The organism is Pirellulales bacterium (assembly GCA_035533075.1).
Classification (GTDB): domain Bacteria; phylum Planctomycetota; class Planctomycetia; order Pirellulales; family JAICIG01; genus DASSFG01.
Window position 1 is genome coordinate 20,979 of record DATLUO010000051.1, and the last position, 13,455, is coordinate 34,433.

A 13,455-nucleotide genomic window follows, 5' to 3' on the forward strand; every position below is an offset into this window, starting at 1 on the left:
GCGCCGGCGAACGCTTCAGCGTCATCATTTCGCTGCGCTCAGTTTGACGCCTTGCGTGGCGGACGGGGCGAGCTCCCACAACGAAACCGCGCCACCCGCTCCGTCGCGGCCGGCGGCGGCCAATGTTCGGCCGTCGGGCGAAAAGGCCACCTGCTGAATGTCGCCATGGGCTCGCGTCTCCAGAATTCCCAGCGGTTCGGCGACGTCGACGCGCCAAAGTCGTAGCGTGCCATCGGCCGAGCCGCTGAGCAACGTCCGGCCATCCGGAGAAAAGGTCAAGTCGTGGATGCCGCGCAGATGGCCGGTGAGCTGTCTTCTACTGCCAGTTTGGAGATCGATCAGATCGATCGTGGAGTCGCTATTGCCGACCGCAAGCGTGCGATCGTTCGGCGCCAGCGCCAGGACGTTCGCCTGGGGGGCAGGCCCTAAATCTTCTTCGCTGCCATTGGCCTCGTCCAAATTGCAGCGCAGCAGCCGCAGACTGCTCCCGGTTGAAAAAACCGCCTGATTTCCGTCCGATGTAAACACGGGCATAAGCCCTACATACGCTCGGTGAAGTCGCTTGCTCGGCAAATGCCATATTTCTGTTGCCTGTCCGCGCAAAGCCAACCAATGTCCATCGCGGGAAACGGTCAGCCGGTCGACAAGGTTGGCGCCGCGTTTTAAGACGCGCACCGAGGCACGATCCTCTTGAACATGCACGATCTGTCCCTCTCGGCCCACTGCGGATGCTGGGCAACGTACTGTTCGACGTCGACCCGTTCGCCGCGTTGCAGCCGCGCGGCGACCTCATCGACGACCTCGGCCATCGCCCATTCCGACGAGCCAGTGCCGCTCGGCGGCGCGCATTCGGGCGACAGGCGTTCGAGCATGGCAACGGCTTCACATAAAGCGAGGGGAATCCCCCGTTAGCCTACTCGCCGTCCAGCCGGATTGCCAGCATTTGCGTGGTCCGTGGTCCGTGGTTAGCGGTTAGCGGTTAGTGGTTAGTGATTAGTGGTTAGTGATTAGTGGTTAGTGGTTAGTGGTTAGTGAACCCAAGACCCAAGACCCAAGTCCTGGACCTGCGAGATGTTTCCCTTGACGGCCGGTTGCCGTGCGCGGTGCGAGGCGGCTAAAATAAACTGGTGGCCCGCAAGTCGCCGCTCGATCGTTTTTTTGCTGAATCGCCACGATGATTACGATAACTTTCGCCGATCACGAAACCGAAAAACGGGCCCTCGCTTTTTTGCTGGGCCGTTTCTCCGGTCGTGTGCTTCGTTCAGGCGAGCATCTTGTGCCCGAAGCGGCTCTTGAAGCGCTCGCCGCTCAAGACATTTCTTTTACCGTCAAGGGAAAGGCGACGTATGAGCAGCAAGTGGCGGCGCTACGAGGTGCTGCTCCCGATTCAGTTCAATGACGGTCGCGAAATCCCGCCGGAATGGCTCGCGGATGCCGTTTTGGAAATCGTCACCCGCTTCGGTGCGGCGAGCTACGAAACGCAAAAGGTCGAAGGCCACTGGCGTCACGCCGGCGTAACGTACCGCGACACCTTGGTGAAGGTTGTGGTTGACGTGGCGGATTCCAAGGAGCATCGCCAATGGCTCAAGGCTTTCCGCGATCGATGGAAAGCGAAGCTGGAGCAGATCGAATTATGGATGGTCAGCTATCGCATCGACGTTGAATGAATCGAACTCACGGGAACCCAAGACCCAAAACCCAAGACCTAAGACCCACGACCGCGCCCGCAATCAAAAATCCAAAATCGAAAATCCAAAATCCCCATCACTCTTCCCCCAACACCTCCCTCAATCTCTTCAGCGCCCTCAGCGCCCTCACCTTGACCGTCCCTTCCTTGATGCCCAGCGCGGCGGCCGTCTCGGCCACTGAAAGCTGCTCCAGGTGCCGCAGCACGAGCACCTCGCGGTCGTCGGGCGAAAGCCGATCGAGGCCGGCCCGTACGCGTGCCCGCAGTTCGTCGCGCACCATCCCTGCTTGCGGGTCGGCCGCCACGTCGACCAGCCGGCTGGCCAGTTCGGCCGCCGACTCGTCGGGCAAGCTCAGCACGCTCCGCTCCTCGCGCGACACGCTGCGGCGTTTGGCATAGAGGTGTGCCCGCTGCATGTCGATCAGCCGCTCGAACGTGAGCGACCGCAGCCAGACATAGAACGGCACTTCGACCATCATCGACTCCTGAATGACATCCAACGGATCGAGCCTGGCCTTGAGCCTTTTATCCATCCGCAGCGTGAGCACGTTTTTCAAGCGGTCCCGCTGCCGCCCGAGCGCCTCCATGCCCGCACGTTCGTCGCCTTTTCGGGCCCGCGCCGGCAGCTCTTCGGTGTCGGGTTCTTTGGTGCGAGGCATGCGAAGAGGGTTCGGGGTTCGGGGTTCGGGGTTCCAAGGCCGTCATGTTTAGCGCTCAGGACGTTGACGTACGTTCGGTGCTCGTGCCGCCAGCTAATCTGCCTGTCGTCAAGTTGATCTCAGGTGTCAACCGTTGACACGTCTCAAAAGGGGGGAGCCAGCGGCTTCCTAGCCACTACTCGCTCTCAGTTCAGCAGGTCGCCGCGCTTCTCGTTGAGATTATCTTTGGCGTAAGTGGCCCACAACCAGTTTCCTTCGTTTCCTTCTGTTGAATTGCCAGTCCGCCCACGGCAAGCTACTTGGCGCGCTGGGAAGCCCATCCTCCTGTCAACTGGTGTGTTCCTTGTAGTACTCCGCCGAGCCGGTGAAGCCGGCGATCACGTCTTCGTTGGTCTCGCCGTTGGCGAACTGCGCGAGCCAATAGGCGAGCCCGCCTGCGTCGGCGGCTCGGCCCAGGTAGTGCATATAGTCGTCGTTGATGAGCTGTGTGTTGTTCTCGGTGCTGCCGGCGATGCCCGTCGCCACCTGCGAGCGCGTCTGGCCGGCCGCCAACTCGCTTTCCCAAAAACCTTCGCCCGCCGTGTCAGCCATACGACCCAAGAGAAGCTGACAGGCCGCGTCGATCCAGTCCTTATCGGTGCCGCCGGCGTTCTTGTAGAACTCGTCGGTGGCAATGAAACCCGCCTCCAGCCCTTGGTCGGTCAGTCCGTTCTGCAATTGCGAGGTCCAGAATTGGATGCCCGCCGCGTCGGCCGCTCGGCCCAAGAGCGTCAAATAGTCGGGCTTGATGACGAAGTTCTCGTAATACTCGGCGCTGTGGACGATCGCCTGCGCGACGTCGCTGATCGCCATGCCGCCGACGATCTGCTGGGTCCAATACTGCAAACCGGCCGCGTCCGCTGCGCGGCCCAAGACGTCGAGAAACACGGCGGCCACGTATTTCGCTGAGGCCGTGGCTTGCGGACCGACGGTCGCATTGCCGTTGAGCACTGTCGAGACGCCCTCTTCGATCGCGGTGATCTTGGTGGCGAATTCGCCGGCGGAGGTGTTGGTGTGCGAGCCGACGACGGTGTAGGTACCGCTCGATTCGCTCACGGTGCCGGCCGAGGTCTGGCCGTCGCCCCAGTCGATCGTGGCGGAGAGGCCGGAGGCCGGTTCGCTGCCGTCGCCGTGCGTGAAGGTGGCCACGGTGGCCGCTGAGATTGCCGTGCCCGGCGTGCCGGTGAGTGCCGCGCCTGTGCCGTTGATCGGCGCTTCGGTTACGGTAACGCTGTCGGTGGCCGTGGCGTCGGGCAAGCCGGCGCGCCGAATTACCACGTTCACGGTTTCGGGCGATGCGCTCTCTTCAGCATAGACGTGGCTGCCCGTGACGGTGAACACGCCGCTGGGGTCGGGGCCGGTGATGGCGCCGGCCGAGGCACTCGAGCCGTCGCCCCAGTCGATGGTGGCCGAGTAGCCGCTGAGCGGGCCCGCTCCATTAGGATCGGTGAAGGTGGCCACGGCGGCATTCAAGGTCGTTAGCTCTGCCGCGGAGATCGCGCCCACGGCGGTGGCACTTACAGCGACTCCGGCGATAGCGGAAACCGTCACGGCATCCTGCACGTCAACATCGGGGGACGCGTTTCCCAGCGACCGCCGTCAGCTCGCGCAAGGCATCCAACGAACGGCTTCGCAACGCATCTTCATCCAAGTCCGATTGGCCGCGGAGTTTCGGATCCGGGCAGAAAGCGTCCACATCCGCGAATAACTGGTTGAGCACGCTGAAGGCCGCGTCGGGCAGACGGGCCGATTCGTTCTTGAACATTTTCAGGTACGAAGATTCGAATGTCTCGGCGTTGATTGCCCCTGAAGCGAATCGCTCGATTAACTGAACGTATTTGGCAACGGCCGCTTCCATAAAAACTCATCCACCTGAGAAGGAGGGACGGAGAAACAGGAGCGAGGGAGAGACGGAGAGACGGAGGGAGTGAGCGAGGGACTCATGGAAGGACCCAGTCGTCGGAGTTGCGGCTCATGTTCACGAGCATGCCGATGATTGCGTCGCCGCCAGATTCGAGCAGACCGACCGCGACGCGCGACGAATCTGCCCGGTCAGGGAATATCGCTCTTCCGCGGGAAAGCGCTTCGAGAGGTGAAAGATCTTCATCGCCGCGGCAAAGGCACGCTGGCCCGGATTATTCATGGCCCCACACTAACCCGAAGCGCAAGCGAGGAAGGGCAAACAACTTACCTCGCTTGCGCTTCGGGTTGGTATGCGCCCAGTCTGCGCTGGAATTCGTGGGGCCATGAATAATCCGGGCTGGTAGACCTCAAGATCCATAATGCCGCCTAACTGTGCGTCCCATCTACGGTAACCCCGTACCGGTTCTTCGTGACCGTCCCTCCGTCTCTCAGTCGCTCCCTCTCTCCGTCTTTCCCTCGCTGTTACACCGCCGCGCGTGCCCGTAAAGTGCGGCCGATCACCACGACCGCCTCGATCACCAGCAGCACGCCGAGGCCCAGCAAGACCGCCGTGATCGGCCCGTTCACGTCGAAGCGGCCCTGTTGCCAGACCTCGCTGAAACTGGCGGCCCATTCATAAAGGATCATCCCGAGCATGCTGAAGGTAATCACCACCATGAAGGCGGCCGGAACCGCCGTGTACAGCCAGCGCTTGCCGGTCCGCAGCAGCCAGACGGTGACGCCGATCAGCGTCAGCGCCGCCAGCAATTGGTTGGCGGTGCCGAACAGCGTCCAAAACACTTTCCAGGCCGGCACCGGCTTGCCGCTCAGCGGATCGACCAACGTCTGCAACACCAGGTACATCGGCGGCACCAACGTCAGCACCGTGCAAACGAGCTTGCCCCTCGGCCCGCGCCAACCGGTGAACTCTTCCAGCACGTAGCGCCCCAGCCGCGTACAGACATCGAGCGTGTCGTAGATGAACGTGGCAAAGGCCAGCAGACAAAAACTGTAGAGATAGTGGTGGGCCGCGTCGTAGCTCATGCCCAGGCCGCTGGCCAACAGGCCGATGAACCGCGAGATTCCCTCGGCGAAAATGACGTCGGGGTTGCCCGTGGCCCCTTTCGCCAGAATCATCACGCAGCTCAGCGAGATCACGGCTACAAACGCCTCCAACAGCATGCAGCCGTAGCCGATCGACTTGGCGTCGCTTTCCACACGCAACTGCTTGGACGACGTGCCCGAACTGATCATCGAATGAAAGCCGCTGCACGCCCCGCAGGCGATGGTGACGAACAGCACGGGGAAAATCAGCATCGTTTTTCCGCCTTGCACCACACTGAAGCCGAGAAACTTCGGGTAGGTGATATCGATGGCCTGCCCCATCAAGCTGGCGGCCACAATGCCCAAGAATGCCAGCAACACGGTCGCCGAGAGGAAGTAGCCACCCAGGTAGCCCCGCGGCTGCAACAGCGCCCATACGGGCACCACCGATGCCACGCCGCAATAGACCAAGAGCAAAATGTCCCACGACTTGGCGGCGCTGCCGCCATAGCGAAGCGCGTCGGGAATGGAAATCGGCATATAGGGTCCGGCCCAAATCGACAGCAGCACCAGCGGCATGAAGATGACGGTGGCCCAGGTGAGCGGCAGCCGCGTGTAGCGCAGCACGAGCCCCATGACGACCGCCAGGCCGAGATACATCATCGACGAGCTGGCCACCGCCTCGCCCGTCGCCACGGCCTCGCTGCCCGCGGCGGGATTCGGAGCGAACGTACTGGCCGTAATATCGGTAAAGGCGACCACGATGTAGACCAGCGCGATCCAGACGAACGACAGAAAGAGCAGGTAGGCCCGGCGGCTCATGTGCTCGCGGACGATGTCGGGAATACTGCGGGCCTTGTGCCTGACGCTGGCCACCAGCGAAGTCATGTCATGGACTCCGCCGATAAAGATGCTGCCGACGAGAATCCATAGGATGGCCGGCAGCCAGCCGAACCACAGCCCGGCCACGATCGGGCCGACGATCGGCCCGGCGGCGGCGATGGCCGAAAAATGTTGCGAAAAAAGGTAGGGGGCCGGCGTGGGCACAAAATCTTCGCCGTCATTGATCTCGACGGCCGGGGTGGGCACCTCGTCGCGCAGGTCGAGTTGCCGGGTCAGCCAACGGCCGTAGGTCAAATAGGCCGCGATCAGGATGATGCCCGTACCGATGGTGATGGCCAGTAGGCTCATGGCTTTGTTCGTTGGATGAAGGAAGCGGTGCAATAGACATTGTAGGGTGGAAAAAGCGAGCTTGCGAGCGCCGGCCCGCCATGTTTGAGGCGATAGGCGATAGGCGTTGGGCGTTAGGACAGCATCTTCACACCGCGCCTAACGCCCATCGCCTGACGCCTCCATTACGGTGGGCCGGCGCTCGCAATCTCGCTGGCCCCACCCTACGTTTGGTGGGCCGATGGCAATCCCGTGCGATGGCGAGATCAATGCTCGCCGAAACGGCGCGATTCGACGGTCTCCACCTTCCCGCTGCGATTGCGAACGATCAACGCGGCGGCATGCTCGGTCTGTTCGATGAGCCGAAGGCCCTTTTCGGGACCCAGTACGCACACGGCCGTGGCCAGACTGTCGGCCGAGATGCAATCGGCGGCAATCACGGTGACGCTGCTCTGATCGGTCAGCCCCAGACCCGTGGCCGGATCGACGATGTGCGAATAGCGCTGGGCGTCGAACACCACGTGTTGAAAAGCGTCGCCCGACGTGGTGACCGCCTGGTCGTGCAAACCCAGATACCGGCTGGGCGGCCCGGCGGCGTCGAGAGGAGCGATGCCGATCTTCCAGCCCTCTTGGCCGGGCGGAGGACTGGCCGCCAGAATGTCGCCGCTGGCGTCGATCAATGCCCGGTGGATGCCGTGCCGCCGGAGCACGGCCATTGCCTGATCGACGGCGTAGTCGGCGGCGATCCCGCCCAGATCGAGCCGCATGCCGGGCACGAGAAGCCGGGCGGTGCGCCGGGAAGGGTCGAGTTTCAGCTTTTGGTAGCCCACCGCCGCCCGCGCTTCGGCCAGCCGCTCGGCAGCTCACCGCGGGGCCAGGACGTGCCAGTTATCTTCGTGCTCGCGCAATTGCTCATACAGTTGCCAGGAGATGCCGGAAAGCACGATCCGACGTTCGCCGTGAAGCACAGTTTTTTTGACGGTCGCCATCTCCGTCCAATTAGCGGTGTTGAACAACGCCACGAACATTGCCTGGCTCGCCAGCTATTGATCTGTGGGACATTAAAGTCCGACGGAAGGTATGAAACCTCAGCCACCACATATTCCAGCTTCATTATTCGGCCTCGGCGCCGCGTAGGGTGGGCCGGCGCTCGCACGCTCGTCTCAGCCTACTTCACTCGGGAAGTTTCTTGTCTTCTTCCTTCAGCAGATTCTCCTCGCCCTCATGCCCCTCGTGCTCGTCCTTCTTCGTCTCGTCGGCCGAAGGGGCCTTCTTCTTGATGATGTCGTCGCGACCGAGGTGAATCTTCTGATACGTGCTGTCCGAGACGATGTAATACCAGTTGGCGAAGCGGCCGCTCAGCTCCTTGGCCTTTTCTTCGCCCTGCTTGACCTTGTCTTTGTACTCTTTCTCCTTGCGCTCGTTCTCCTTCGTGACGCGTTCGCGCGCCAGTTCTGCGGGCGTTTTCGGCTTGGCAAGCACCGGATTCTTCGTTTCCGGCTTTGCCTTGTCGCTCTTGGGCGGTTTCTTTTCCGCTTTTGGTTTGGCCGGCTTCTCGGCCTCCTCGTTGACCGCTTCGCTTTCTTCATCGGCCAGCGCCAATAGCCCTGCGGCGTCGTTCAGGACCGATTCGATGGCCGAAGTCTTTTCGGCATCCTCCTTGGGCTCTTCTTTCCCTTCCGGCGCGGCTTCTTCTTTCGCCGGTGCTTCGCCGGGCAACTCCTCCAATTCGGGCTTGGTCAACAGGTCTTCGTTGAACTGGGCCGTGACCATGATATAGCGGTTGGCGCCGGGCCCCTTGCCTTTGTCGTCGGCCTTGTCTTCATCGCTTTCCTCGGCCGGCTCTTCGTCGCCGCCCTTCTCGCCGCCGCCGGCAATTCGGCCGAAGCGGAGCGTGTATTGCACGCCCTCTTTGGTGCCGCAGATCACTTCGCCTTCGTTGGAGACAATCTCCTGTGGGCCGCCGCCGATGCTCGCCACGCGGAAGCCGGCGACCAGCAGCGATTCCTGGGCCTCTTCATTGGTAGCCAGACCTTCGCCCGCCCGCAGGTCGGCCGCCAGGCCCTCCGGCTTGGGACGCACGTCGACGATCTTCAAGTCGTCCAACGCGGTCTTCAGGTCGTTCAGCTTCGTGGAGTTCAACTCCTCGTCGTCGGTGAGCGTCTGCGGCTCGTATTCGCGGCTCTCGAGGTTGAACACTTCGAGTTCTTGCAGCTTCCATTTCGAGTCTTTCGCGTCATAGCGCACGTCGATCTTGCTGCGCGGATCGATGCCCCGCCGCAGCTCGTCGATCGAGTAGTCATTGAACGCCACCCGCTCGATGTCCCAGGCGTTGAGCTTGAGCAGGTCCTTTTCGATCCAGTCTTCGAACTTGGTCGAAAACTTGTCGGTCTTCAGCTTGACGACGTACACCGGATCCTGGCCGGGGATGCGCACATAGTACAAATCGGTCTGGCCTTTGACCGGCTTGCCGATGATGATCTGCGCCAGCTTCTTGCCCGACGGGTCTTCCATCGTCACCCGCTTGCCCACTCCGGTGGTTCCCGACGCCAGCGACTTGGGATCGGGATCGACGACGCCATAGGTGACGTGCATCGAGGGATCGTCGGTTTCGATGTTGATGGTCTCGCAGCCCACCAGGGCGGCGGCCGCCTCACCGAGTTGCTGGCTGGCGTCGGCCGGATAATCGTGGTGCGAGGGAATCCGCCACAGGCCGTTCTGTTCGGCCACTTTGAAAGGCTTCAGCGTCGCCGTGTCGGGATCGTATTCAATGATCTCCAACGATTTGGCCGATTCGGGTTTCAAGTCGGCGAACAGCGACTTGCCGACGAGTTGCCGTTTGCTCTCGTCGGTTTCCGCGGGTCCTAGATGGGTCCAAACGCCGACGGCCACGGCCACTACCGCCGCCGCCACGAAGCCCACCGTTTTGATCATTTCGTTCATCGCTCTGCCTTGGGCGTTTCGCCCGTCATTGCTCACAAAAAAGGAACCGAGAATTCGTCAACGTCAACCGCGGCGACGCGGCTCAGCGCAGCCGGCTGCGGGCCACGCCCTCACGCTCGTGCGCGCGCCGGTTGAAAAACACCCCCAGACCGACCAGCATCGGCAAGATCGGCGGCAGCACCACCGCCCACATCTTATACCAGTCTTGCTCGCGCGTAACCTGCAGGTTCAAGTCGCGCTCGATCTTGGTGACCTTCTGATCCAGATCCTTTTGAAGCTGCCGCTTGCGGGCGTCCAACCGTTGGTTGCCTTCCCGCTCCAGGATCTGCAGCCGCTGCATCAGCTCGATCGTGTTCATCTTTTCGCCACGTTTCTTCAACTCGGACACGCGCTTGTCGAGCTCGGCCTGCTCTTTCGCCGTGGCCTCTTCCAAATCCTTGCGCTTCTCCAGCTTTTCCTTTTCAGCCGCCACCTTGGCGTCTTTCGTCTTCTCTTCGATGGTGGCCAACACGCGGTGCTTCAAGCGGCGCTTGCGAATGTCGATGAACCGGTCGTCGCCCGCCAGCGCGTCGAGCACGTTGAGCGTGAAGGTGATGTTGTCCAGGCTCAAATCCAGTTCGCGATCGGGATCCTGACTTTGTTGCCGGAACTGGAAAAACTCTTGATAGAAAAGGTCGATGTCGGCGACCACCACCGCGTTGATCTCGGTGCGCTTCTTCTTTTCCTCCTTGTCGCCGTCCTTCTTCTCGTCCGCCTCGCTTTCTTTGGCGGTTTCTTCGGCGTCCTCCTCCGGCAGCTTGCCGGTGATGTGGGCCGCCAGAGTGTAGTAATCGCGCGTGGGCTTGCGGCGCGGGTTCGGATTCAGCCCCCCGCCGCCACCGAAGGGATTCATTGTTTGCAGGTCGGAAAAGGCGACCTCGGCCGTCTCGTCGCCGGTCTGCAACAGCGGCTCGAACTTCATGTCCGATGCGTTCAGATGCTTGAGCGATCCGGCATACAACAGCAGCACTTGTTGCAAGCCCGAGCTGATGGGGTCTTTTTGGCTGAACACCGGATGGTCTTTTTTGTCTTCGCTGGCGCCGGCGTCGATGAACAGCCATTCCGGCGTGACCGCCAGCTCGAGCTTTGGATAGGGATTGTAGTATTGGCAGACGAGTTCGTGGGCCTCGAATTCGATGCCCAGCAGCTTCCATAATTCACGGATGTCGCCCTTCGGCAGCGGCTGCTGCCCGCCAAACATCATCATCTGCTGCGGCGGTCGCTTGGGGGCCGTTGTGCCCGGAACGTCGCGAGTGAGAGAAAGCGGATCTTCGAAAATCGCCGTGGGAATTCCGCGCTTCACCGCCGCCACGAAGTTCTTCATCTGTTCGGGCGAAAGCGACGACGGCTGCACCGCGAACAAGACGTCGATGTCGTCCTTGACCGGTGTGTCGGCATTCACCTGCACCACGTCATATTGTTTTTCCAACTCGTCGATCAGCAAGTCGTTGCGGCCTTGCGTAAACGTCTGCATGTTGAAGCTGGCATACAGCTTGGCGTCGGTGACGAGCACGCCCAGCTTCTGACGCTTCTCTTCCGACACCGTGGCGATCGACCGGGCCAATTCATATTCCACGGGCACCGCCGGACCGAGAAACGGCACGACGACTTTTTCCAGACCCGACGTGAAGGCGACGCCCATGTAAATCTGTTCGCGGCTCACCGCGCCGCGCGTCCGCGAAAAGACCGGCTGCGGCGTGATGTTGAACTGCTGCTCGGCCTGCTGCGCCTCGGGACTGAGCGGTTTCGTGTCGTGAATCCGCAGCCTCACCAGGTTCTTGCCGCGGGCCGCGAACTCGCGCAGCATCGAGAGCAGATCGAGCCGCGTTTTGACGTAGGATTCCGGCACCTCCGGGCTGATATAGGCGTCGATCTTCACCGTCCGCTTCAGGTTGCCCAACAACTCGCGCGTCTTCGGCGACAGCGAGCTGAGGCCCTCGGCCGTCACGTCGGCACGCAAATCGAAATGCTGCAAGATCATCACCACGCCCACGGCAATGCCGATCAGCGAGCCTCCCCGCAGCAGATAATGCGGACCCAGCGACAGCCCGTCCTTGCCGCCCTGCCAATGCCGGCGGCCGATGAGCACCATGCTCAAGTAGAGCATCACCACCACGGTCAGCACAAAGTAGGAGACGCCCGAAAGGCTGACCACGCCGCGGCCAAAATCGCGGAACTGCTCTTCCAGGCTCCATTGTTTCACCGGAATGGCCCACTCGGCCGGCATGATCACATCGGCGTTGGCCGCGAAGGCCAACGGTGCGTTGAACAACGTCCCCAGCACAAAGCCGACCGTGAGGTTGCCGGTCAGGAACGAGGCCACCATGCCGATCGAGAGCATCGCCGCCCCCACCAGCCAGTAACCGAAGTAGGTGCCGAAAAACAGTCCCAGGTCAGGCCCCACCGGCTGGTCGGGCAAGGGGTGCTTCGGATACGCCAGCCAGCTCAGCACCGAAAGGTTGCAGATCATCGAAAACAGCAGGGCCACGCTATAAATCGCCACCGCCGCCAGATACTTGCCCAGCACCACGTCGAAATCCGCGGCGGGAATCGTCAGCAGCAACTCGTCGGTCCCTTGCCGCCGCTCCTCGGCCCAAATGCTCATCGTGATGGCCGGAATGAAGACCAGCATGATGTAGGGCAGATAGCGGTTGAGCTGGTCGAGATTCGCCAGGTTCGAGCTGAAGAAGTCGTTCGGCCAGAAGGCCGCGAACGAACTCAACAGCACGTAGACGCAGATGAACACATACCCGGTCGGGTTGGCGAAATACGAGTTGAAATTCCGCCTAAAAATGGCGCTGACAACGTTGAAGTTCATAATCCAAAATCCAAAATCGAAAATCCAAAATCAGGCCACGGCACTCGTCAATTGATGAAAATGCTCTTCCAACGGCTTGCCGTCGGCGGTCAGTTCGCGCGGCGTGCCATCGTAAATCAGCCGCCCTTCGTTGATGAACAGCACCCGGCTGGCCATCGCCTCCACCTCTTGCAGAATGTGCGTCGAGAGCAGAATCGTCTTGTTCTGGCCGAGCCGGCGGATGGTGTCGCGCACTTCGCGAATCTGGTTCGGGTCGAGACCCGCCGTCGGCTCGTCGAGAATCAGCACGTCGGGCTCGTGCAGCAGGGCCTGGGCCATGCCCACGCGCTGCCGATACCCCTTCGACAACTTGCCGATCGCCTTGCCGATCACGCTGCCCAAGGCGCACAACTCGACCACCGCGGCGATCCGCTCGCGGCGATAAGCCCCGGTCATGCCGCGGGCGTCGGCGAAAAATTCCAGCAGGCTGCGGGGAGTCATGTCGGGGTAGAGCGGCCCGTTTTCGGGCAAATAACCCAGCCGCGTCGAGCCGGCCAGCCGATCGACCGACATGTCGTGGCCGGCGATCTTGGCGATGCCCGCCGACGGGGCCAGGTAGCCGGTCAGCAGCTTCATGGTGGTGCTTTTGCCGGCGCCGTTGGGCCCCAGAAAGGCGACCACTTCGCCTTGGCGGATACTGAAGGTCACGTCCTGAATGGCGGTGAAGTCGCCGTAATACTTCGACAGGCCGATCGCCTCGATCATGGCCGGACGCGATTCATCTGCCATCGTCAATCGGTCTCCCTCTGCTTGGATTTTGGATTTTGGATTTGCGGCTTTTCGCCAACGGAGGATGGCCTTCCTAGGCCCTCACCAATAGGAGGATGGCCTTCCCAGGCCGTCGCCGTTTGGGGTGACGGGCTAGGAAGCCCATCCTCCGAGGCCGCCTTCGCTACCGCCGCAAGGGGCAGCGCCGTGCCGGGCGTGCGGAAAACCCCAAAAATAATATCCCCGTCGCGCCCTGTCTATAGCTACCAGCAATTCCCGGCGAGCATGCCTTGCGGAGCCGATGGCCGACCCACGGCCCTCCACGCGCGCGACTTGGTTGCACTCGTACGATAAGATAGTCGATCCAGCGAAAGCAAGTAGACTCGCAAACGTGACGACCAACCGTT

13 protein-coding genes are annotated in these 13,455 nt (G+C 61.6%); 1 reads left to right on the top strand and 12 read right to left on the bottom strand.

Annotated elements, in window-relative coordinates; translation table 11 throughout:
• Positions 1–24: 24 nt before the first annotated feature.
• Both VNH11_06545 and VNH11_06550 read right to left on the bottom strand, forming a co-directional pair.
• Positions 25–534 carry a hypothetical protein gene (locus tag VNH11_06545; GenBank protein HVA46030.1) on the bottom strand — a complete coding sequence of 170 codons (510 nt, stop codon included), beginning with the start codon at positions 532–534 and terminating at the stop codon, positions 25–27.
• A gap of 128 nt (positions 535–662) precedes the next feature.
• Positions 663–872 carry a hypothetical protein gene (locus VNH11_06550; protein HVA46031.1) on the bottom strand — a complete coding sequence of 70 codons (210 nt, stop codon included), beginning with the start codon at positions 870–872 and terminating at the stop codon, positions 663–665.
• A gap of 420 nt (positions 873–1,292) precedes the next feature.
• Here VNH11_06550 and VNH11_06555 point away from each other — a divergent pair, with 420 nt between their 5' ends.
• Positions 1,293–1,667 carry a hypothetical protein gene (locus tag VNH11_06555; protein HVA46032.1) on the top strand — a complete coding sequence of 125 codons (375 nt, stop codon included), beginning with the start codon at positions 1,293–1,295 and terminating at the stop codon, positions 1,665–1,667.
• Between the two features lie 97 nt (positions 1,668–1,764).
• Here the strand turns inward: VNH11_06555 and VNH11_06560 are convergent, their stop codons facing one another.
• From VNH11_06560 to VNH11_06605, 10 genes are all read right to left on the bottom strand, one after another.
• A complete protein-coding gene (locus VNH11_06560) occupies positions 1,765–2,346 on the bottom strand; it encodes a sigma-70 family RNA polymerase sigma factor (GenBank protein ID HVA46033.1) in 582 nt (193 codons plus the stop codon).
• A gap of 327 nt (positions 2,347–2,673) precedes the next feature.
• Positions 2,674–3,846 carry a DUF4214 domain-containing protein gene (locus VNH11_06565; protein ID HVA46034.1) on the bottom strand — a complete coding sequence of 391 codons (1,173 nt, stop codon included), beginning with the start codon at positions 3,844–3,846 and terminating at the stop codon, positions 2,674–2,676.
• A gap of 103 nt (positions 3,847–3,949) precedes the next feature.
• On the bottom strand, positions 3,950–4,243 hold the full coding sequence (locus VNH11_06570; protein HVA46035.1) for a colicin immunity domain-containing protein: 294 nt from the start codon (positions 4,241–4,243) through the stop codon (positions 3,950–3,952).
• 120 nt (positions 4,244–4,363) lie between these two features.
• Positions 4,364–4,528, bottom strand: a complete 165-nt coding sequence (locus VNH11_06575) for a four helix bundle protein (GenBank protein HVA46036.1) — start codon at positions 4,526–4,528, stop codon at positions 4,364–4,366.
• Between the two features lie 242 nt (positions 4,529–4,770).
• Entirely contained in the window at positions 4,771–6,522 is a 1,752-nt protein-coding gene (locus tag VNH11_06580; GenBank protein HVA46037.1) for a carbon starvation CstA family protein, read from the bottom strand.
• A 245-nt stretch (positions 6,523–6,767) separates the two neighbouring features.
• Entirely contained in the window at positions 6,768–7,352 is a 585-nt protein-coding gene (locus VNH11_06585; protein ID HVA46038.1) for an FAD:protein FMN transferase, read from the bottom strand.
• Between the two features lie 12 nt (positions 7,353–7,364).
• On the bottom strand, positions 7,365–7,529 hold the full coding sequence (locus VNH11_06590; protein ID HVA46039.1) for a hypothetical protein: 165 nt from the start codon (positions 7,527–7,529) through the stop codon (positions 7,365–7,367).
• A 145-nt stretch (positions 7,530–7,674) separates the two neighbouring features.
• Complete coding sequence (locus VNH11_06595) at positions 7,675–9,444, bottom strand: DUF4340 domain-containing protein (GenBank protein ID HVA46040.1); 1,770 nt, start codon at positions 9,442–9,444, stop codon at positions 7,675–7,677.
• 82 nt (positions 9,445–9,526) lie between these two features.
• A complete protein-coding gene (locus tag VNH11_06600; protein ID HVA46041.1) occupies positions 9,527–12,301 on the bottom strand; it encodes a Gldg family protein in 2,775 nt (924 codons plus the stop codon).
• A gap of 30 nt (positions 12,302–12,331) precedes the next feature.
• On the bottom strand, positions 12,332–13,069 hold the full coding sequence (locus VNH11_06605; protein HVA46042.1) for an ATP-binding cassette domain-containing protein: 738 nt from the start codon (positions 13,067–13,069) through the stop codon (positions 12,332–12,334).
• Between the last annotated feature and the right edge of the window lie 386 nt (positions 13,070–13,455).